The organism is Lysinibacillus sp. NPDC093688, assembly GCF_050280145.1.
Taxonomy (GTDB): domain Bacteria; phylum Bacillota; class Bacilli; order Bacillales_A; family Planococcaceae; genus Lysinibacillus; species Lysinibacillus xylanilyticus_B.
Map to the genome: position 1 here is coordinate 1 of NZ_JBNNUX010000001.1, position 21,622 is coordinate 21,622.

At 36.0% G+C, this 21,622-nt stretch carries 23 protein-coding genes; 15 read left to right on the plus strand and 8 right to left on the minus strand.

What is annotated here, in order from left to right; genetic code table 11:
• Positions 1–658: 658 nt before the first annotated feature.
• A complete protein-coding gene (locus ACQKN2_RS00005; protein ID WP_427413087.1) occupies positions 659–2,104 on the minus strand; it encodes an MDR family MFS transporter in 1,446 nt (481 codons plus the stop codon).
• A gap of 201 nt (positions 2,105–2,305) precedes the next feature.
• On the opposite strand from ACQKN2_RS00005, the gene ACQKN2_RS00010 reads away from it, so the two are divergent.
• From ACQKN2_RS00010 to ACQKN2_RS00025, 4 genes are all read left to right on the plus strand, one after another.
• A complete protein-coding gene (locus ACQKN2_RS00010) occupies positions 2,306–3,205 on the plus strand; it encodes a TetR/AcrR family transcriptional regulator (RefSeq protein ID WP_427413088.1) in 900 nt (299 codons plus the stop codon).
• A 481-nt stretch (positions 3,206–3,686) separates the two neighbouring features.
• Positions 3,687–3,890, plus strand: coding sequence for an IS3 family transposase (locus ACQKN2_RS00015; RefSeq protein ID WP_427413089.1), 204 nt, complete (start codon positions 3,687–3,689; stop codon positions 3,888–3,890).
• Between the two features lie 335 nt (positions 3,891–4,225).
• Positions 4,226–4,477, plus strand: coding sequence for a hypothetical protein (locus ACQKN2_RS00020; protein WP_427413090.1), 252 nt, complete (start codon positions 4,226–4,228; stop codon positions 4,475–4,477).
• A gap of 177 nt (positions 4,478–4,654) precedes the next feature.
• Positions 4,655–5,311, plus strand: a complete 657-nt coding sequence (locus ACQKN2_RS00025) for a hypothetical protein (RefSeq protein ID WP_427413091.1) — start codon at positions 4,655–4,657, stop codon at positions 5,309–5,311.
• A gap of 302 nt (positions 5,312–5,613) precedes the next feature.
• Here the strand turns inward: ACQKN2_RS00025 and ACQKN2_RS00030 are convergent, their stop codons facing one another.
• Together ACQKN2_RS00030 and ACQKN2_RS00035 are read right to left on the minus strand one after the other, a co-directional pair.
• The gene (locus ACQKN2_RS00030) at positions 5,614–7,491 is read right to left on the minus strand and encodes an FtsX-like permease family protein (protein ID WP_427413092.1); all 1,878 of its coding nucleotides are present in this window, start codon (positions 7,489–7,491) and stop codon (positions 5,614–5,616) included.
• Positions 7,478–8,245, minus strand: coding sequence for an ABC transporter ATP-binding protein (locus tag ACQKN2_RS00035; RefSeq protein WP_403001069.1), 768 nt, complete (start codon positions 8,243–8,245; stop codon positions 7,478–7,480). The genes ACQKN2_RS00030 and ACQKN2_RS00035 overlap by 14 nt, the downstream gene beginning before the upstream one ends.
• Positions 8,246–8,472: 227 nt before the next feature.
• Between ACQKN2_RS00035 and ACQKN2_RS00040 the strand changes: the two genes are divergently transcribed.
• The 4 genes from ACQKN2_RS00040 to ACQKN2_RS00055 all read left to right on the plus strand — a co-directional run bounded on the left by ACQKN2_RS00040 (position 8,473) and on the right by ACQKN2_RS00055 (position 12,097).
• On the plus strand, positions 8,473–9,147 hold the full coding sequence (locus tag ACQKN2_RS00040) for a response regulator transcription factor (protein WP_403001070.1): 675 nt from the start codon (positions 8,473–8,475) through the stop codon (positions 9,145–9,147).
• Positions 9,144–10,172: a sensor histidine kinase gene (locus ACQKN2_RS00045; protein ID WP_427413093.1), complete on the plus strand. Its 1,029-nt coding sequence runs from the start codon at positions 9,144–9,146 to the stop codon at positions 10,170–10,172. The genes ACQKN2_RS00040 and ACQKN2_RS00045 overlap by 4 nt, the downstream gene beginning before the upstream one ends.
• 250 nt (positions 10,173–10,422) lie before the next feature.
• Positions 10,423–10,716, plus strand: coding sequence for a 3-isopropylmalate dehydrogenase (locus ACQKN2_RS00050; RefSeq protein WP_323645744.1), 294 nt, complete (start codon positions 10,423–10,425; stop codon positions 10,714–10,716).
• Positions 10,717–11,215: 499 nt separating this feature from the next.
• Positions 11,216–12,097 carry an arginase family protein gene (locus ACQKN2_RS00055; RefSeq protein WP_427413489.1) on the plus strand — a complete coding sequence of 294 codons (882 nt, stop codon included), beginning with the start codon at positions 11,216–11,218 and terminating at the stop codon, positions 12,095–12,097.
• Between the two features lie 173 nt (positions 12,098–12,270).
• Here ACQKN2_RS00055 and ACQKN2_RS00060 read toward each other — a convergent pair whose 3' ends face one another.
• The gene (locus ACQKN2_RS00060; RefSeq protein WP_427413094.1) at positions 12,271–13,092 is read right to left on the minus strand and encodes a squalene/phytoene synthase family protein; all 822 of its coding nucleotides are present in this window, start codon (positions 13,090–13,092) and stop codon (positions 12,271–12,273) included.
• Between the two features lie 697 nt (positions 13,093–13,789).
• Between ACQKN2_RS00060 and coaW the strand changes: the two genes are divergently transcribed.
• The 4 genes from coaW (at position 13,790) to ACQKN2_RS00080 (ending at position 15,576) form a co-directional block, all read left to right on the plus strand.
• Positions 13,790–14,626, plus strand: a complete 837-nt coding sequence (gene coaW / locus ACQKN2_RS00065; RefSeq protein ID WP_427413095.1) for a type II pantothenate kinase — start codon at positions 13,790–13,792, stop codon at positions 14,624–14,626.
• Positions 14,627–14,748: 122 nt separating this feature from the next.
• Positions 14,749–14,985 carry a hypothetical protein gene (locus ACQKN2_RS00070; RefSeq protein WP_419150377.1) on the plus strand — a complete coding sequence of 79 codons (237 nt, stop codon included), beginning with the start codon at positions 14,749–14,751 and terminating at the stop codon, positions 14,983–14,985.
• A 23-nt stretch (positions 14,986–15,008) separates the two neighbouring features.
• Positions 15,009–15,152: a hypothetical protein gene (locus ACQKN2_RS00075; RefSeq protein WP_169776077.1), complete on the plus strand. Its 144-nt coding sequence runs from the start codon at positions 15,009–15,011 to the stop codon at positions 15,150–15,152.
• Positions 15,153–15,246: 94 nt separating this feature from the next.
• Positions 15,247–15,576, plus strand: a complete 330-nt coding sequence (locus tag ACQKN2_RS00080) for a DUF3889 domain-containing protein (protein WP_427413096.1) — start codon at positions 15,247–15,249, stop codon at positions 15,574–15,576.
• 34 nt (positions 15,577–15,610) lie between these two features.
• On the opposite strand, the gene ACQKN2_RS00085 is transcribed toward ACQKN2_RS00080, so the two are convergent.
• The gene (locus ACQKN2_RS00085) at positions 15,611–16,168 is read right to left on the minus strand and encodes a DJ-1/PfpI family protein (protein ID WP_427413097.1); all 558 of its coding nucleotides are present in this window, start codon (positions 16,166–16,168) and stop codon (positions 15,611–15,613) included.
• Between the two features lie 270 nt (positions 16,169–16,438).
• On the opposite strand from ACQKN2_RS00085, the gene ACQKN2_RS00090 reads away from it, so the two are divergent.
• A complete protein-coding gene (locus ACQKN2_RS00090) occupies positions 16,439–16,837 on the plus strand; it encodes a MarR family winged helix-turn-helix transcriptional regulator (RefSeq protein WP_427413098.1) in 399 nt (132 codons plus the stop codon).
• Positions 16,838–16,842: 5 nt separating this feature from the next.
• Complete coding sequence (locus ACQKN2_RS00095; protein WP_427413099.1) at positions 16,843–18,033, plus strand: MFS transporter; 1,191 nt, start codon at positions 16,843–16,845, stop codon at positions 18,031–18,033.
• A 43-nt stretch (positions 18,034–18,076) separates the two neighbouring features.
• On the opposite strand, the gene ACQKN2_RS00100 is transcribed toward ACQKN2_RS00095, so the two are convergent.
• Positions 18,077–18,715, minus strand: a complete 639-nt coding sequence (locus ACQKN2_RS00100; protein ID WP_427413100.1) for an NlpC/P60 family protein — start codon at positions 18,713–18,715, stop codon at positions 18,077–18,079.
• 347 nt (positions 18,716–19,062) lie between these two features.
• Entirely contained in the window at positions 19,063–19,455 is a 393-nt protein-coding gene (locus tag ACQKN2_RS00105; protein WP_427413101.1) for a ribonuclease HI family protein, read from the minus strand.
• A 559-nt stretch (positions 19,456–20,014) separates the two neighbouring features.
• Here ACQKN2_RS00105 and ACQKN2_RS00110 point away from each other — a divergent pair.
• Positions 20,015–20,206, plus strand: a complete 192-nt coding sequence (locus ACQKN2_RS00110) for a zinc-finger domain-containing protein (RefSeq protein WP_427413102.1) — start codon at positions 20,015–20,017, stop codon at positions 20,204–20,206.
• A gap of 273 nt (positions 20,207–20,479) precedes the next feature.
• Here ACQKN2_RS00110 and ACQKN2_RS00115 read toward each other — a convergent pair whose 3' ends face one another.
• A complete protein-coding gene (locus ACQKN2_RS00115) occupies positions 20,480–21,463 on the minus strand; it encodes an SEC-C domain-containing protein (protein ID WP_427413103.1) in 984 nt (327 codons plus the stop codon).
• Positions 21,464–21,622: the final 159 nt, after the last annotated feature.

A 21,622-nucleotide genomic window follows, 5' to 3' on the forward strand; every position in this document is an offset into this window, starting at 1 on the left:
GTAAAAGTTCGACGTTGACGTGTCATAGTAGCACGCTCCCTTTTTTTAATAGTCTAAGTTTACAACCCCTTATTTTATCTGTCCAACTTAGTGTAACCTATCCATATTTTATATTAATATCTATGTGTGTTTGTGAAACAATGTACTTAAGCTAACGGGGCAGGTTAGTTGAATAAGGAATGATTGAAACTGGACAGGATAAACTAAACCTAAATATAATTTAGGGTGATGAAATATCACTCTTCTATCGAATTTATTAAATATATTGATTTTTAGGTTGTATTATGGAACAGTAAATGCAAAACCGAAGAATATTCCTCCTTCTTTTGAAAACTCACTGGGTGACAGGTCAGTCAAGCCCTTGGGTTAATAACTTTCGTTAAGGAACAATTATAAAGCCTTGCAACGAAGAAAAACTGGATATGTAGCAATTTTGTGTATTTGTTAAGCTAAAATTGAGCGACCTATACCTCTTAAAAAGTTGTCCAATTCTGTTGAAATTCAAAAAAATAGTAGTACAATCCATGTCTTTGGTTTGTACTACTAATGTTAGTATGTTTCTCTGACTAATGAGAGTGGAGAAAGTTAGAGGTGAATCAAAAATTTGATGGAGATCTTAATCTCAATCTTTATCTATAAATTTAGTTAATCCAGCAAACTATTTATTTGTAGTGACCGGTTCGCTTTCGACTTTGACACTTTTCTTTTTAAGGAAAAGCGCTAAAACAAAGGCAATACCGGAAACCACTAATGTTGCTAAAAAGGCATCATTTACCCCGTTTATTGAAGATTGAAGCATTAAATGCTGCTGTGATGCTTGATCAGTTACCTGACTCGCTACATCTACCACATATGTTTTTGTACGGCTTACCATGACTGAAACAAGTAAACTTGTACCAATTGCTCCTGCAACCTGGTTTAACGTACTATTTATCGCCGTACCATGTGGTGTTTGGGTATGTGTTAATGAGTTTAAGCCATGTGTTTGGATAGGCATACTAACAAACGACATACTTAACATACGGAACGCATAAATTGTAGCGATATATAGGCTTGATGTGTTCTCATCTAATCTTGCAAACGCAATGGTTGTCAAAATGGTAATACAAACACCAAGTAGCACTAAGTTTTTCGCGCCAAACTTATCAAATAATCGACCTGCAATAGGGCTCATAATCCCATTTAAAATTGCACCAGGTAATAAAATTAACCCAGTTTCTAAAGGAGTTAATCCTTGTGTATTTTGTAAGAACAGTGGAATTAAAATCATCGCAGAATACATCGCTATGACGTTTGTAGCAGTAATAGCTGATGCAAGTGCGTACTGTTTTGATTTATAAATACCAAAGTCTAGCATTGGATCATCTAGGCGGAACTGTCTGATAATCAATAGCGCTAGGAAAATACAGCCAAGTACAATCGGTAGCCACACCATTGTGTTACCCCAACCCTTGTCTCCAGCAGAACTGAAGCCATATAAAATGCCACTAAAAGCGAAAGCAGAGAAAATGACGGAAGGTACATCTATTTTTCCTGTATAGTCTTGCTTCGTTTTGTCTAAGCTGAAATAACCAATTAACCAAACACCCCCCATGATTGGCACCATCATTAAGAATAAAATATTCCAATTAAAATGCTCAATTAGGAAGCCGGATAGCGTTGGACCAATCGCTGGTGCGAACATAATTACTAGACCAAAAAGCCCCATCATTGAACCTCGTTTTTCAGGAGGGAATGAAGTCATTAAATAATACATACCCATTGGCATTAGCAGTGCCGAACCGACTCCTTGGATTAAGCGCCCAGTTAGAAGTAAGCCAAATGATCCTGCGATACCAGCCAGCAATGACCCGAGGAAGAAGCTCCCTATCGAAATTAGAAATAATTTACGTAGAGAGTATTTTTTCATTAAAAATGCTGTAGTTGGCACTAAAATCGCATTGACTAACATATAGCCTGTAGTTAGCCATTGGACAGTCGATTCAGTGATCGATAAATCCTTCATAATTTCGGCTAATGCTACATTTAAAAATGAATTGTTCAGTAAAGCAAAAAAAGCGCCGATAATTAAAACAATTAATGTTGTTTTGGTAGATTGTTTCATATTATTCAAAATTCCTTTCTTGATTAGTATTCTTTAAATAGTGATTCTCAACACCGAATTATACTCAGTGTACAAAAATGTACTTGAAGTATAAAGTGTATTCTAAACCTTTTATTTTTAAAAAACAAGCATTAATATACTTGAGTTATAAAAACAGAATCGTAGTATAATGAATGTACTATCTTTGAGGGAAGTGTTAAGATGAAGGACAAAAAATTAGCCATTATACAATCATCATTTGATTTATTTTTGAGTCAAGGTTATCACGCAACCTCGATTCAGGACATATTAAATAAATCAAATGTTTCGAAGGGGACGTTTTACAATTATTTTGAATCGAAAAGCTCTTTGTTACAGCAAACATTGTTATATAGAGAAGAACGTATTCAGTATCAAAGAGATTTACTACTAGATGGGGATAACGTGGGAGATCGTCATATTTTTATTCAGCAAATAGAAGTGACCTTTTTGAATAAAGGGACAATCAATATGTCGGAATTGATGGATGATGCTGCGGTTTCAGATGATTCAAATTTGATAAAATTTATGAAGGAGTTACGAAATTCATTTATTGAATGGCTGTATAAACGGCTACATCAAATATATGGGGTGAAATATGAAGCATACATCGCTGAAATGACACTAGTATTTGCAGGGATTCTACAAAATCTGTTTCATTTCTCGCCCTTGATGAATAATAAGAGCAACGATTATATCAGACTGATTGAATACAGTCTTACGAGTGCAGAAACGATTATCGTAAATAAAACACAAGGGGAAAAGGCGATAGTAACCAATGGAGCGTTTGAACAAAACTTTGAAATCGCACTGCAAACTGATTCCTTGTTTAGTGAAATCGCTATGCATACGAATAGTTTAAAGAAAGCGATTGAGCGACTATACGGGGACGAACCGCAAATTAATAATTTACTGTATGATTTAGTGGCGTTTGTGCAACAAGAAATCGTGGCAGAACAACCAAATAGAGCCTTAATTTTAAGCACGATTACAACGTTTAATTCTTTTGATAAGTTCCATTCATCAAATGAATTAGATGATTTCTTGCAAACAATGCAAAACTTAGGATATGAAATGTTTTAGTGAAGATTGTTGGTTCTGGTGCAAAAAAATATAAACAACTGCAATTCACCTCTAAAGTATGGGGATAGTGGATAGGCTACATTAAGTTAGAAAGATAAAATGAGGGGTGTAAACTTAGAATACTAACTTAAGGAGCGTACTACTATCACACGTCAACGCTGAACGTTTAAGCCTGGATTAAAACTACAAATGATGAAGCTTTATAAAACAAGAAGTTACCAATTATTATCAGCGATTTAACATACGTCTGTGTCAGAAAAAAATGGACTATGTATGCTTATTTGTCGACCTTTTTAACCGAGAAATCATTGGTCAGAGTGTTGGCGAAAACAAAACGGCGGAGCTTGTCTACAAAACATTGGCCAGTATTGAAGCAAACTTGCACGATGTGCAAATGTTCCATACCGAATGAGGCAAAGAATTCGATAATAAGCTCATTTCAGAAGCACTTTAAACGTTCGGTATTCAGCGTACTTTAAGTATGAAGGACTGCCCTTATGATAATGCCGTGGCCGAAGCGACATTTAAAGTGTTTAAAACCGAATTCTTAAAGCGCACACATTTCTCTTCCCTTGAACAATTTGCTCTTGAAATTGACGATTACATAAACTGGTTTAACAACATCCGTATCTACGGCATTCTAGGCTATTTAACACCGAAAGAATTCAAGCTGCAGCCCTCATAATTTTTGTCCAGTTTAGTGTTGACATTCCAAAACAATCAAATAAAAGGCAAAGTTTGTGAATAAATGTACTTAAACTCCCATGAAAGAACGCAACCATCTTTCATTTTCTGTGGTGTAGTGTTAATTTTACACGACATGGATGGCTAACGGGGTGCTTTACTTCAATAAGGAGTAGAGCCTTTTTCTACTTAAACTCCCATGAAAGAACGTAAAAATCTTTCATTTTCTGTGGTGTAGTGTTGATTTTGCGCTACATGGATGGCTAACGGAGCAGGATAGTTGCATAAGAAGCTGAATATAAACTTATATAATTATCCAACAGAGGAGGAGTAAAATTGGCTTCATACGTTTTATTATTAAAGAAATATGAAGATGATGAAACTGTGGTTTACAAATTCGGACCTAACGAAGAGATTATGGGCGAAATTGAATTAAATAAAGTAACTAGGAAGTTTTCAGAATTAGAAAGTCTACCAGATCCAAATATTCCTGCTAAGTTTTATTTTGATCGAGCTGCTCAGAGATTAGCGGTTTGCTTAGTAAGAGAGAGTGGTGTATTTCCAGAAAAGACAGCATTTGAGTCTTAGTAGCTACGAATAATATCTTATTCAACCAATAGGTGCCTAAACTGAAGATCAAGATGCTTTTAAGTAGCCTTTTTTGTTATGTAGCTAACGGAGCAGGTTACTTGAAGAAGGTTAATTGGAATTCGTCGTCGAATTAATAATGATAAAATCGAAAGTTAAATGAAGGGAATTAAATTTATGAAAAAGCTAAATTGGCAAAGAGAACACCTTTGGGAAGGATGCATTTTGGCTTCAATAGCCCACGCTATTATGGTTGCTCACTATCCCGAATTGTCAAATGAACAATCCTGGGATGACATTAATTACAACGTTCAGGATAGTTCAGGTGCTCGTGGGACAATAACCTTCAATCTCAACTACGTTGTAGGTGCCTTCCGAAACGAATTTAGTGAACGAGAGTATATAGATGCTTTGGATTATTTTAACGGTGCTCCCAAGGAAGTAAATCAGTTAGCTGTTAACGAAACCCTTCAATATTTGTTAAATGAAATTGATGGAGATACAGTCCCAGTCATTACTACTGCCTTTTGGGAAGGCGATGTTGGGACATATTCAAACGATAGTTTTGAGGACTTTATTGAAAACGGAGGTTTTCTTATCGAAAGTCAAGCTAAAGATATTGAAACAGCAATAAATGAATGGAAAGAATACTACGATATGTCCGACTCTCAAATAAATTTGCTTCACTCCATCTTTGAGAGAAAAATAAGTAACCCTTCTGGTGAAATTATATTGATGGAGAGTGAAATAAAAATGATTCAATCAGACGATGAGGAAGGTCTTAACGAAAGCAGAATATCATTTGCAGAACTTGGCATCAAGTGGGAGATGTAGCACAGGCGTTATTCAACTCCCATGAAAGAACTTAATCCTCTTTCATTTTCTGTGGTGAAGTGCTGATTTTTGCACTTCATGGATGGCTAACGGGGTGCTTTACTTCTATAAGGAGTAGAGCATTTTTTCCAGCAGGTTAGTTGAATAAGGAATTATTGTAACTGAACAACACAAACTAAACCTAAATATATTATGAATGATACCTTACACATAATGTTTGTTAATAAAGATAATTGAACTAATCAGAAGAGGGTTATCCAGAAAGTCAATTTTCAATGACTTTTTGTGATAACCCTTTTGTTTTATTTGTTTACAATTTTATTATAAGACGTAATAGTTAATGCGTAATAAATCAGGTAGATGACGCCATAGGCAGCGACCGCATATAGGAAATAAAGGAAATTTTCGATTAGGTCCATGTTATATGCTACAACTATTGATAGAAGTAACATGCCTCCATTCAGTATTCCAATCAATAAAGGCAGTATAAATACAAATAGCGTTTGTTTGGCTATTGTTGACCTTACTTCTTTTTTACTTACACCTATTTTTCGTAAAATCTCATAACGGTTTTGATCCGCATGTGCTTCTGAGATTTGTTTGAAATAAATAATACTTCCCGTTGCAGCTAAGAGAACTAATGCTAACGAGCTGACAATAAACGTTTTCATGCCTGTGAATGCTTTTAAGGATGTATATTTGTCATAATACGTCATCAGTTGCATGTTTTCATCGGATAGTTTCTGCAAGGTGTTAGATGTTTCTTTTGTAGTTTTTTCATTTTCTACTTCGTACGCTTTATAAGTAATGAGTGGGAAATGTTCAGCCATTTTATTAAACATTTTGTCATCAACTACAAGGTATAAAAGCTCCTGACCATCTGTTAGTCTTACTGATTTTTTTTCGAGCTTTTCAAGTGTCAATGTCTGTTTGCCTTGAGGTAAGGGAATTTCGATGTCATGTCCCTTAAAATCAGCATCCGGTTGATGTATGAAATATTTAATAGCGATAGCTTGTTCGCCAGATAATGAAGGTATATCCCCTAAATCTAGTGTCTTTTTCACTTGATGATACGTTTGTTCAGCCATCAAGTTAATGGACAGATTATCATTGTCTTGGAATGGTGCTGTGGTACTTCCTTCCACTGAAATAATCGGGATATCGAGTTGCTCAGTAATGGGATGATTTTTATCATTTGCAATTACATGATTGATTTGCTGGTCGATTGCTTCATCCTTTGAAAGATATATATAACTAAAAGGAGCCGAGTTTTGGGCATCTTTTTCAGTCATAGCATATTCAAAAAAACCTACTTGAATATAAGGTATCGCTCCTGTAATAAGTAATGCGATGATGGTAAGCATCATCGCATTTCCTCTAACTCGGTACAATAAATGCGAAGTGCCAATGATATTGATGCCGTTATAGTACTTGGCCTTCTTCTTTTGTGCACGTTTTAACAGATAGACGGTCAAAGAGCGAAATAATAAATAGGTTCCAATGACCACAAGTGGTATCGCAAGCATTGCCATGCCATTAAACATTAACCAATAACTACTTGTGAGTAATACAAACGCAAGAGCAGCAGATAATAGCGAGGCTTTTGGGACTTTCTCGCCTTTTTTCTCTGCATGGAATAATTCACTCAATTGGAATCGATAAATTAAGAGATACGACTGAACCGATGTGAAAATTGTAATTACTGTAAAAATAAATGTCGTTGTTAAAATTGCTTCCAGGGGAATACTAAAGCTTACCTCAATTGGGGCACCCAAAAGTTTGAGTAGCAACATAGTAGACAACCTAGATAAGATAATGCCTAGTACGAGCCCAGTTAATAATGTCATTGCGCCGATGATGATATTTTCAACAAACAACATGCGTCCAATCGTTTTTTTCTTTACACCGAGTAAGGAATACAAGCCGACTTCTTTCTTCCGTTTTTTTGTGAATAAAGCATTCGAATAGCCAATAAAGACTATTATGAACCCTATTAAAATGAAAGAAGTTTGTGACATAGTACTATCCAAATTTTTAACAGTGTTTTTAATTTCTGGAATATATAACAGTGAATTGAAGGTATAAAAGATAATGATACAAACAACCATAGAGAAAAAGTAAAGAAGATAGTTGTTTATATTGCCTTTAATATTTTTTTTCGCCAGATTAAATAAGGTCACTTGCACCACCCCCAAGAACAGACAATACATCTAATATTTTTTTGAAGAATTCTTTTCGTGAAGCCTTCCCTTTTGCAAGTTCCGTAAACATGCTACCATCTTTAATAAAGAGCACGCGTTGGCAATAGCTCGCTGCAAAGGCATCGTGTGTAACCATTAAAATGGTCGCTTCCTCTTCATTACTTAAGCCTTGTAAACTTTCTAATAAGTCTGTCGCTGATTTTGAATCCAATGCACCGGTCGGCTCATCTGCTAAAATCAAGCTAGGATTTGATATAATCGCACGAGAAGCAGCTGTACGCTGTTTTTGCCCACCTGAAATTTCATAAGGATATTGTTCTAAGATGGAGTGAATCCCAAAACGATCGGCTATTTCATGGACTTTTCGATCGATTTCCATTACATCATTTTTCGCCAATGCTAATGGAAGAATAATATTATCTCTCACCGTTAATGTATCTAACAAATTATAATCTTGAAAAATGAAGCCGAGTTTATCTCGACGGAATGCAGATAGTCGATCTTCATTCATGTTTAATATACTAGTTCCATCAATCAATATTTCACCAGATGTAGGTTTATCAATGGTAGCCAAAATATTCAAGAGAGTAGATTTACCAGCACCTGAAGGGCCCATAATACCAACAAATTCTCCTTCTCGAACAGAGAAGTCAATGTTTTCTAGCGCGGTAAATGTATTACCTCTATCTCCATATACTTTCTTGATGTTTGTAGCTTCTACGATTGTTTTCATCTATATTTCCTCCAATTTCGAAGTTGTGTTCTCTTTACATGCTCTATTCTATACCACGCAATCCTTCTGTAACCTTACAGTTGAAGCGTTAACCTTACAGTTTCGTCATTTTGACAATACAAATCCACTTTTCTACTATAATGATGGGGAGAAGTGGTGTGATAACTGCATAACTATACTACCTCAAGCACAAATTAACCTTACTAAAAGGATTCGGGAGAACAACGATGAAAATTATGATTGTAGAAGATGAAAAGACAATTCGAGATATGATAGGCCAAACGATTGAAAAATGGGGATTGGAGCTCGTGAAAGCAGAAGATTTTGACCAAGTATTACAAGTCTTTATACAGGAGAATCCTCAGCTTGTGCTATTGGATATTAATTTGCCCAACTTTGACGGGTTTTATTGGTGTCAAAAAATACGAGAATTTTCAAAAGCGCCGATACTTTTTATTTCCTCTCGTAATACACCAATGGATATGGTGATGGCAATGAATATGGGAGGGGATGATTTCATCAATAAACCCTTCCATATGGATGTTTTGATGGCCAAAATCAATGCGCTCCTGCGACGTACGTACGCCTATACAGCGGATCTTGAGCTAATGGTCATTGAGCATGATGGTGTGGTACTTGACTTGAAAAACTATGAAGTCTCTTATGAAAATCAAAAAGTAGTGTTAAGTAAAAATGAAACAATTATTCTCCATCTTCTCATGAAGAATAGAGGAAATGTCGTAAGCCGGAGTAAAATTATGCGTAGTCTCTGGGCAGACGAAAGATTTATCGATGAAAATACGTTGACAGTTAATATTGCACGTATACGCAAGAAAATCACGGATCTTGGTAAAGAACATTTCATCGTTACGAAGAAGGGAAATGGGTATATGATTGTATGAGTTTTATTCAACATTTAAAGGACAAACGATTTTTTCTCACTTTATACGTGATTTTGATGCTTTTTGTTTCATTAATAATTATTGTGCATGATGATTGGTATCTTGCATCTCAAAATCTTCTTTATACGCATATTTTTTGTTTCTTTTTTGCAAGCTTGTATGTGATCATCGGCTATTATTACCGACGTTCCTTCTACCTAAAGTTACAAATTTTAATCGACAGTAAACAGGAAGACTTTCACGTAGCAATGCCTGAACCCCAAAGTTATGAACAAGCTTTATACATCCAACTAATCCAAAAAGTACATGCCAATCATGCGGAACAACTGCAAAAACTAGTATTGGAGAAACATGATCATCAAGACTTTATCATGTCGTGGATACATGAAGTAAAGCTACCGATCGCTGCAAGTCATTTATTGATGGACAACAGTGCAGGAAAAACAACCGACTTCCTGGTCGATAAATTGGAAGATGAGCTAACTAAGATTGATAATTATGTGGAACAAGCGTTATATTATTCCCGCATTGATTCTTTTTCTAAAGACTATTTCATTACGGATGTATCTTTAGAAAGCATTGTCAAAAAAAGTGTAAAAAAATATGCCAAGCTTTTCATCAATAATAGGATTCATTTTCATATGAATGAAGGGGAGAACTTTGTACAAAGTGATAGTAAGTGGCTTGCTTTTATCTTTAATCAGATCATTACCAATGCGTTAAAGTATACCAATGAAGGTGAAGACATCTCTGTTGTTATGGAAGAGGACCGTAAAGAAAAACGATTGATCATTCATGATACAGGGATTGGCATTAAACAAGAAGAACTTTATCGTGTGTTTGAAAGAGGTTTCACAGGTACTAATGGAAGAACCTATACGAAATCTACTGGGATGGGTTTATACTTGGCAAAACAAATGGCCTTGAAATTGGGGCATGATATTTCTATTCAATCCCAAGAAGGTATGTACACAAAAATCATTATTCATTTTCCTAAAATGAGAAATCACTATTATTTCAATTGAATTATAACAAGCAGAACCGGATAGTCGTATGCTTCGATTTGATATTTATTAGTGAACTTCAAAAGTTATGGTAATTTAATTTAATTTGATTGAAAGAGCTTGTGAAAAATTACACTTAAACTAACGGGTGCTTTACTTGAAGATCATTGAGTTGCATATGCAGCTCTTTTTTATTGAACTAACGAGGCAGAATAATTCAATAACGTTTTAGTTTTCGTGGTAAAATATGTATATAAAGGGTGGGGGTTAAATGAGTAATCTTTTCTTAATTCTTATAGGCGTTTTTATTGTTGTTGCAAATGTTATTGGATTTATATCCTACAAAAAAAAGAAAAATCTATACTTTGCAGCTTTTACAATATTATTATCAGCAGTTTTATTTGGGGCAATCGGTGGAGCATTGGCAGTATTTGTTATCCGCGATGCTTTTGCATTATTTTATGGGATGCAAATAGCACAATATTTATTATTCAATTGCATCATCGTTTTCATTATTGCAATTTTAGTAACTATAATAAAAAGATATAACAACAGAACAACATAATTCACGACTATATTCAACTAACGGGGTGCTTTAATTGAATAAAAGAGACAGTACAAAAGCTGTCTCTTTTTATTGAGCCGTTAACAATGTTTATAAACAGAACCTTTTTATTGATGATTTTATTAGAATGGAACTTTATCGTCCGATATATTGATTTGTTCGTTTCCAAACGAATCTTTTGCCAACTTTCCAAGTAAGATAGCATTATCTTTTTTTAGTTTTTGGTTTTCTGTTTCTAATGTAGCTAATCTTCGTTTTAGTGATTCAATAAGCTTGTCTTTTGAACTTTCACTGAACGTCTGTTTTTTAGTGATAACCTTTAACTTTTGATTTTGCTTCTTAATTGCTTCGTCAATCGGCTTTATAAGTTCTTCCCGATTAGAGTGAACGTTTTACTCACCCCAGCTTTACGGCATATTTCAGCTTTTGAAACAGGATTGTTTACGGGATCATCAAGGAGCATTAGCTCCTTTAACCGATTTGCACAGATCTAGACCAGCTGGATGCTGATGTAGCGGTCATAGGAGTGCCGAATGATATGGGTACCCAATGGAAATCAGGTGCAAGAATGGGACCGAGGGAAATCAGGGAAGGATCGACGTTATATAGTTTTGGATTAGAAGGTGCTTATGATATTGAAAATGATATCATGTATCTCGGACCAGATTGGAAAGTAGTGGATTGCGGTGATGTCGATATGGTACATGGAGATCTTATGCAATGTCATGAAAATACAGAAGAAGCGATCCGCAAAATTGTTTCGAAGGGAGCTATGCCAGTAGTTCTAGGTGGAGACCACTCTATCACGGCTGCGGTAGGAAAAGGACTGAATGAATTAGGTCCTTTTCATATCATTCAAATTGATGCTCATCTGGATTGGGCGGATCATCGCTCAGGAATGCGATATGGTCATGGGAACTGTATCCGCCGTTTATCAGAGATGGATCATGTACAGAAAATATTTCAATTAGGCATTCGGGGGATTAGCAGTAGTAAAAAAGAGGATGTTGATGCTGCAAAAGACTATGGTAGCGTGATCTTATCGCCACGTCAAATGAGAAAAATGGGGATTGAAGAGGTGTTGGAACAAATACCAGCGGGAGAAAGATATTATGTGACAATTGATATCGATGGATTGGATCCATCAATCGCTCCTGGGACGGGTACACCTTCCCCGGGTGGATTATTTGCGTGTATCCGATACAATGGAGAATTATTGTCGAGTCGTAGCGAAAGTTTAAGAAAAATACTGCATTATCTTAACAAAAACAGCTATCAGATTATTGGTGATGCTTTGCAAATTATGCATCTCGATATCACGATTACGGATAAACCGAATGAAATCACCTTTGAAATCCAAGTTCCCGTCCGAAAATTGTAATTTATGAAATTCATTTAACAATGAACTGTTTGTGATTAACTTCATTTTGATTAAGTTTTTTTAAATAGAGAGAGCGTTGCCTAAAAAAGTAACCCCTGTATGAGATACTTCTCATGCAGGGGTTTTATTGGCTGTCCATCTTAATGGTCCATTTGAGAAATGTAAAGCACCGATCAGTCAGCCTGTACCTCTTCAACCGTTTGTTCTACTTCTGCTCGTGTTATTTTTTCACGACCATCTTGCATCGCCTTCAATGTTTTATGGGCTAAGGCAAGCGGTAATCGACAGAATAATAATACCGTTCTTTTATTAATATCTTTCATATAAAGATCCGCTTTTGCAAGATTTTCCTCCGCGTATGCAAATAAATCATCGCGTGTCCAGCCATCTGGAACGAAACTTACGCCACGTTCATCCAGATCCTCATGCTGATTACGTAAAATATTGACTGCTTGTAGACCTCGACCATAGCCAATTGCTAAATCGCGATCTGTTTGAATGTCAGCACCCCACGCCCAAAGCTCAGATAGCATTGTCCCAACAAGCCCTGCAACGTAGTATGTATAATCATCTAAATCCTCTCGCGTATGCACCTGCCAGTTTGCCTTTGCCCATTTTGCCATCCCGAATGCCATTTCACTCGTTGAAGCTTGGACAATTTTACGTGAGCCTTCAGGACAAAACGTTAGCCAATCTGCTAAACGAAGAGATACTTCAGGTAGCTGATTTGTATATGGCGCTAATAATGCTTCATAAGCTTCGGCATTAAATGTATCCTTTAATAATTCACTTGTTGCAGTTAGTAAATCAAATTTTACATCATTTGAAAGCTCTTCATGGTCCTCAATTTCATCTATAGCGCGCATTGCTAAATATGCGGCGGCCACTGACAATTTTAAATCATTTTTTAAAAAAGTAATCGGTATATAAAAAGTGCGACTAGTGTCCTTTAAAACTTGCATCGCTTCTTTATAAAGTTTCTTTTGTTCTTTCACTTGTATTCCTCCGTTCAAATGGTAACACATCTATAGTATATCGTATCGTAAAAGTGAAGAAAGATAAAACAGATTGTTCAATTTATAATCAACTATTTTCAAAGGGGATAGATGAAAGGTAGATAACAATGTTGCGATGTACAGGTTGTACCGTCAGGGGTGGCTCAGAATGGCAAAATCGTTTGAGACAGAAATTAACTTGTGATTGATGGAGGTATATTCAGCTCGTTAATTGCTAGAATTGCTATAGAAATAAAAATATATTAGGGTGTTTTCACTTCTTTTGTTTTTTTAGTAGAATAATGTTAAAGTTAAAAAAATGCGATGAAAATCGTGTGAAAAATAGACAAAGATTAATATTTTTCGTGTTTTTTTTCGAGAAAGTTTGCTAAGTTATTGCACAATTATTTCAACAGCGTTAAAGTTTAGGAAGGACAAAAATGCAACTTCACTTTTCAAGTAATTGTTGCTGTCGCTTCGCTTTCACGCAGAAAACAATTGTAGCTGTTGTTTGCTTTCGGTACTGAAATACAATACATCGGATTTTGGCACAATAACTCCTTGCAAAATCCGTGACATTTGTGGAGACATGAACGTTATTCAAATGGCTTCTAAACGCCTCTTGAATAAAAGCAAAATCTAGTATATATCTCACCATCTGAAATAGAGATTGTACGTAAAGTCAAAGGAGAATGGTATGCCAAAGGCTATAGGTATTGATGCAGGGGGAACATTGACAAAAGTTGCTTATTTAGATGAGCATAACGAGCTTGTTTTAACAACTTTCCCGTCGAATGATTTGCTCGCTGTGAAGAATTGGATAATTAACCATCCAGATATTGAGGATATTGGTGTTACGGGAGGGCGTACAGAACAATTACTTGATGTCATTAAAACAATGAAATCGATTCATTATATAGTAGAGTTTGAAGCCACATTGAAGGGCGTTCGATTTTTGTTGCAAAAAGAGGGCTACTTCTTTGAGCGAAGCATGATTACAAATATTGGTACGGGTACTTCGATTCATTATATGGAAGATAATACGCATATTCGTGTTGGTGGGACAGGCGTTGGCGGAGGAACATTGATTGGATTGTCAGCGCTTACAACTGGCATCACGGATTATAATGAAATAAGAGAATTGGCCTCCAAAGGTAATCGAGAAGAAATTGATTTACTTGTAAAGGATATTTACCAAGGGATGGACACACCTATTGATGGGCATTTGACAGCTAGTAATTTTGGGAAAGTTGGTATTACAGAGTCAGTCAAACATCCAACAGAAGATATTATCGCAACTGTACAAGGGCTTGTTGGTGAGGTTATTACTACACTTAGTATTCAATATGCTGAAGAGAAAAATGCTCAGCACATCGTTTATATCGGTTCAACTTTAAGTAATAACGATCATCTTGCACGTGTTATTGCCAATTACACACGTACGAAAAAACATACCCCAATCTTTATAAATGACCACGGTTTTTCAGGTGCAGTCGGTGCATTATTAAATATAACTGAATATACGATTGTCTAAATACAATGTACATTACTAATTAATTTTGGTGATGTACATTTTTATTTTGGTAATGTCTGTCGTAATCCCCAAAGCATAAATCCTTCTATCCTGAGCACATTACAAGTAGGAGGTGAATATCCGTGGGCAATAGAAACACCAATAAAAATAACAAAAATAACAATAAAACAATGAATGTTAGAACGCATAATCCTTTTGATACCTACAAAAAAATAGACCTCGATCAATCAAATAGTAATAACAATAACCCGAATGACAATCTAAATGAAGAATTCGGTGCAGAATTTGATGCGAAAGCCAAAAATAAAGATAATAAAACGAACCATAAGAAACATCAACAGTCCAACAAAAACAAATAACTAAAATAGTGGAGGCTTAAATAATGGCAAAGAAGGGTAAAACAAGCTTCAAAAAGAAAAAGAAAGAAGATACACATAAAAGAAATGATCATGAGGAATATTCAGCAGAATTTAATCAAGTAATTCATAACAATCCTCAACAACCAAAACAATCCAGCAAAAGATAACAAAAACTGCTCCTTAAGAAGAAATACTTAGGGAGCACTTATTTTATGCTGTTTTGGCGACTTTATGCCAAAAGAATAGGAGAGGTTGATTCACTTGCGAAAATTTTATGTAATGCTAGGGTTTTTTCTTGTATTGTTTGCCGTATCGGTACACACCCCAACAAGTGCCTATGCACAGCAAGAAATACCAGCCCGTGCTCAATGGGGAAAAGTAGCGGTAAAAGAGACGCAGGCAAAATATCCTCAAGCTAAAATCCTCGATTATTTGTATGAGGGAAGCGAAGTGAATGAAGACACCACTATTGAGAAATTTAAGCTTTGGATAAAACTAAGTGACAAGGAATTCGGCGTACAAGTTCGAATCAAATATGTAACAAATACAAATAAATTGGTAAAGGTGGAATTCCAGGAAACCACTCCATAAAATAAGAGGATGCCTAATGTTAGGCATCCTCCTACTATTCACTTTCTAGCTTTTGAATAAATGTTCGCATTAATCCAGGTAAATCTGGCCATGCATGACCACTAATTAAATTGCCGTCTGTATGAAGATTAGCATTGATATATGTTCCACCTGCTACTTGAACTTCTGGCTTACAGGCAATATAGGCTGTTAGCTCACGTCCTTTCAATACTTCTGGAGTGGTCGCGAAAATTTGAGCAGCGTGACATACAGCAGCGATTGGTTTATTTGCTTCAAAGAAATGGCTCACTAGTTTTGGCACATGCTCATTTAAACGAATGTATTCCGGCGCTCGTCCACCAGGAATGATGAGCCCGTCAAATTGTGTTGGGTCTACTTCGGCAAAGGATGAATGTGCATCTAAGCCATATGCTGTACGCTCGATGTATGTATCGACCCCATCGACAAAATCGTGCAATACAGTCTGTAATTTTTTTGCGGAAGGTGCTGCAATCGTTACAACATAGCCGGCCTCTAGACAACGATAATAAGGATAAAAAATTTCTAAAGCTTCAACTGCGTCTCCTGCAAGTATCAATACCTTTTTCCCCATGCTTCCATCTCCTTTTATTGTAATCTAGTAGCTTAATTCGACACTTTCAAAAAATTCCCTTCTGATAGTATAGAAAAGCTAGAAAAAGTAGTGAAATCGCTAATAATAGCGTGGGAATCCGCGGTAAAAGCGAAAGAATCGCTGTTACTCTCCAGTCGACTCTGAATCATTGCCTCTAAATGCACTACATAAACAACCTGCTTTACAACGAAAAAAATGAAGCGTATAGTATTTATTTAGCTAGGTAAATAAATTTTGGAGGTCACTAACATGAATCCTTTATTTCATGCTTTATTCCAAAAAAGTCGTTATATAACGAATTGTTTAAATGAAGTACTGAAACAGCACAATTTGTATAGTTCGCAATGGACTATTTTATATTGCTTACATAATCACGGTCCAATGACATTAACACAAATATGGAAGTATTTAAACGTTGAGGCACCGAGTATAACAAGAGCAATAACTCGACTCGAAACTTTAGGCTGGGTGCTCAGAATAGATGGTGAAGATAAGCGGGAAAAAATTGTTACCTTATCACCATATGCAGAGCAACATTTGCCTGTTATTACTAAAACCATTTTAGCTTTTGAGGAAGAAATGGTAGGGGCATTGACTGTCGAGGAACAGCAGCAATTTATGATTTTATTGGAAAAAATGAAAGGTTGATTGACATGCAGCAAGAGGGAAATACAACAATATGGACGAAGCGGTTTATTAGTCTCTTTTTAACAAATATCTCGGTATTTTTAGTTTTCTATGGATTGGTAACGACTTTGCCACTTTATGCGATTGGTGAGCTACACCAGACTGACAAGGAAGCGGGATTGTTACTGTCAGGATTTTTATTATCAGCCATTATCGTTCGTCCCTTTTCGGGTAAACTATTAGATGTTTTTGGGAAGAAAAAGCTTTTAGTTATTTCAATGATCGGCTATTTTTTATGTACAGTTTTATATTTATTTATACATCCTTTTGGACTTTTGCTAGGATTACGTTTTATTCAAGGGATCTTCTTTAGTATTATGACAACGGCAGCAGGCTCTTTAGCAGCGGATATTGTGCCAGCCAATCGGAAAGGTGCAGGTCTAGGCTATTTCTCAATGTCTACTAGCCTAGCAGTAGTTATTGGGCCATTTATCAGTTTACTGCTTATTCAATATAGTAGCTTTAATGTTCTATTTATAGTTATGAGTATTTGTATATTAGCAGGAGGCATACTAGCTGTAACGTTGAATACGGATGATTTACCTAAGCCTGAACATCAAGGTAAATTAACATTTAAATTTAATGATTTATTTGAACGCCGTGCACTCCCGGTAGCGGCTATTGCTAGTTTAGTTGCTTTTTCATATGCGAGTGTTTTATCGTTTTTATCAGTGTACGCACAGCAAAAAGATTTAATGGATGTAGCGAGTCTTTTTTATGCTGTTTTTGCAGCGGCAATGCTTATAACAAGGCCATATACAGGTAGGCTTTATGACACAAAAGGGCCGCAATTTGTTATTCTTCCGGGTATTATATTTTTTGCAATTGGTCTTGTAATGCTCGCATTTGTCTCAGGACCGTCATTATTTTTATGTGCAGCCATCTTTGTTGGATTTGGCTTCGGAGCGGTGAATACAAGCTTACAAGCATTGGCTGTACAGTCTACGTCACACACACGTAGTGGCTATGCAACCGCAACGTACTATACGATGTTTGACATGGGTATTGCGCTTGGATCTTATATTTTAGGAATGATAGCCGTGCAAGCAGGCTATAGTTCTGTTTATCTAATTGGCGCCGGCTTACTAGTTGTTGTCTTTATCATTTATTTAGTGCGAATAGCAAAAATAAAATCGAAAAAAGTAGCGCATGTATAAGTGCAAAAAAACAGTTGGGGTATCCCAACTGTTTTATTTTGCACTATAAACGACCATATCCCGCAAAATGCTTTTTCCAATAAGTGCTATTAATATTAGCGACAGAAACACCACCGTTACTCGCGTTAATCATTTGGTTATTTCCAATGTATATGCCTACATGTGAGATGCCAGCTTTATACGTATTAGCGAAAAATACTAAATCGCCTGCTTGGGGTGAATTTACTTTTTTTGCAGTACTGTAAAAACCTGCTGCTGACTTACGAGCAGTCGAAATACCAGCATTATTAAAAACGTAAGTTACAAAGCCTGAACAATCAAAGCCTGTACTCGGTTTACTTCCACCAAATGTGTATCTTACACCTAATTGTTTTTTAGCAATTTGTACTAGGCTAGCTGTTGGTTTAGGTGTAGTTATTGGTTTTGGTTTAACCGTTGATGTTGATGTAGTATTAAGGTTTAACTTTTGTCCAACACGAATGGTTGAAGAAGATAAGTTATTCCATTTCATTAAAGTTTGATAAGAAATACCGTACTGATTGGCAATCTTCGATAAAGAATCACCAGATTTTACTGTATAAGTTGCCGCCGATGCTGTGTCAATTGTTGAAAAAAGTACAGATGAACCTAAAACCAATGTAGCTAATTTCATTCCCCATCTATACTTTTTATTCTTTTTCATAATATGTATCCTCCTAAAAATCGAAAAACTTAATACATAAATGATATTAACATTGTAATATTACAATAGTATGTCAATAAAATAACATGTTGGATACAAATTTTACTAATAATAATTAGGAAATCACCCACTTTATGGCTCATTATCTAAAGTCAGGGATGATACAAGGTTAAACGTATGTCATATGAATGGACATTTATAGGGACATAGTTCTATTGAAGCATGTATTTAGAACGTGAAGATGATAAAAATGAAATATTGGGGGATATTAAGTATCTAAATAAAGTGAAGGTGGATGAAGGAAGGAGACCGGCTCTTGATTTAAGACAAGGGACAGTCTCCGAAGTTTAGTTTTTTTCTTTTTGAATTGCTTTACGCGCAAGTGCATCTGCAGCTTTATTTTGCGTATCTGGAACCCACTTGATAAAAAATAAATCGAAGCTACTTACAAGTGTAAGTGCTTGCTCAAGATAAGGTTTAAATTCCTCATTTTTCACATATTCTTTTTCCATAGAGGCTACAACAATTTTTGAATCTGAGCGCACTGATACTAAGTTTGAACCAAGCTTGATTGCTTCCTCAAGGCCACGTACTAAGGCAGTGAACTCGGCAATGTGGTTATTGGTTTGTCCTATATACTCACTTATTTGTATATGGTGGCCCTCTCCTTTAATAAATATTCCAATACCACTGGGGCCAGGATTTCCTGCACTAGCAGCATCAATGTAAACTTCTAACATAAAATCCCCACTTTTTGATTTAGATTTTACATTCATTGTACATCAATAGTGCTTTTTCACAATATCTTAGTTGATGATCAATTATGCCTCGGCATAATTGTTGCTGTCGCTTCGCTTTCGCACAGATAAACAATGCGTCCGGAATCGGCTTTGTGCTTAGGTCTGCGTGATGCAGGTCAGTTAGCCGTTATCGCATGGATGCGATGATTTTAGGCTAACATCCTATATTGAATTCCCTTCCGATTCCGTGACATCGGCCGGAGGCTTTGGGCCAACACGATGTTGGTCACTCAGTCGTCGCCACAGGACGTGGCGCTCTTAGACTGAGTTCCTCTATTTCAGCGGGTGTTTGGACACCCACTGAAAAATAGCTTAAATTCGCATTCATCTCACCACCTAAAGTGGTGGGAGACTTCTGTACCTGTCGTTGCACTTTCGGTACATAAAATATTTGCTGAAAGATGTTAAATGTGGATAAACAAAATAGTTGCTTGTTTAAAATGTTCACTTCATAATAGTAAGAAGCGAAATTTGGACGTGAAAGGAGCGAGAGTTCAAATTGGATAAAGTGACGGTTATGAAAGATATTGATGAACTACATGATACGTATTGTTCTGATTGCTTAGTGATAAAGCAATTACGAAAAGAGCGTGGTAAACCTGGAGCTCATCGCTTCTGTATTGAAGCCTGCTCAGTAGGGGAGCGATTACAATTTCTCGGAGAAGAGCTCTTGAAGGTATATAGTAAATAATGTTTTCACATATTACAAAAATGTCTTGAAGGTATCATAGTACTATACAAACTATGTTTAAATAAAGTAAAGCTTAATGAAAAAAATCTTTTTACTCAATTCGATGCATAAATAACGATAGTTCGGAAAAATAGTAATGGTTGGTACCATACAATAAGCTACTTTGTTGTTGGCTCACTGCCGATAACAAATGTAGCTTTTTTCTATGGTAACAAAATGCGCCACACACTCTAAAATCTGTTTAGAGCGTGTAGCGCAATATAATGTTAAGCATTATTTAGTTGCAACATAAGTACTTAAGTCTTGATAGTATTTTGTAAGTGAGGAAGCTGAAATGTCGAACGTCGCCGCAATTTCTTTTACTGTCATTGATAGCGACTCGAACAGCTCTTTTTCTTGACCATATCGAATCGCGCCAGCAGCAATCGCAGCCTCTTTACGCGCAGATGGTTGTCCTTCAATTAAATAGTCTTCTAAAAGCTCTAACATTGGAGCTGTTTCACGATCATTTTGCTCAAGGAAATCTTTCACTTGTGTGATTACATTGCTCTCAAAGTTCGTGAATTCCTCGCCTTTATAACCATTTGACACAAGTAACTCCCAGAAGGATAAATGCTCTTCTTTTAAGAATGCGCCAACCTTTTTCTCAGAAGCCTCGAAATTTTTCTTAAATTGCTCAAATACCTTCGCATGATCTTCAGGGAAGAAGATAAGCGTTGAAACAGCTAAATAATGCTCTGAATTTTTTGTACCATCCGGTAAGATGAATGCAAAGACATGCATACCTTCAGGGATTGGTTTGTCATTTTCACGACGAATATAAATTTCTTCATTTGATAACACATGTGTAGCCTTGAAATATTTTTCTTCTACAACTGACACAGAACCAATAAATAGATGAGGTTGTGACCAGCCTTCTAACACTTTTACAGTAGAAGGTCTTACCGTTTTTTTCTTTGTTTTCTTTAAGTAACCTTTCCAAATAGATGGTTCTTGATGGAAGAAGAAGTCGTCTAACGCGATCGCTTCAATTAGCTCTCTTTGTAGTACGCTCTCTAATTTAGGCTGCCATGTACCTACATGCTCGATATAAGCACGAACATCTTTGCGCTCTGGATATTCTAAGTAAAATGTTTGTAGTACACGCTCTAATTCTTCGATTGCTACAGTTTCTACTGTAACTTGCTGTTTACCTTCACAACATTTTTTGTATTTTTTGCCGCTACCGCAAGGGCATGGATCATTACGTTTTACCATAATTAGAAACACTTCCTTTGAAAATTGTTAGTCGAATTTTGCTAAATAAATTGCATACATTTAATAATAACGGTACATTTGTATGAAGAAAAATGATTGTCTATTTAGAAATATCAAAAAATAGACGCCCTATTCTATTATATGAACATATTTTCCAAC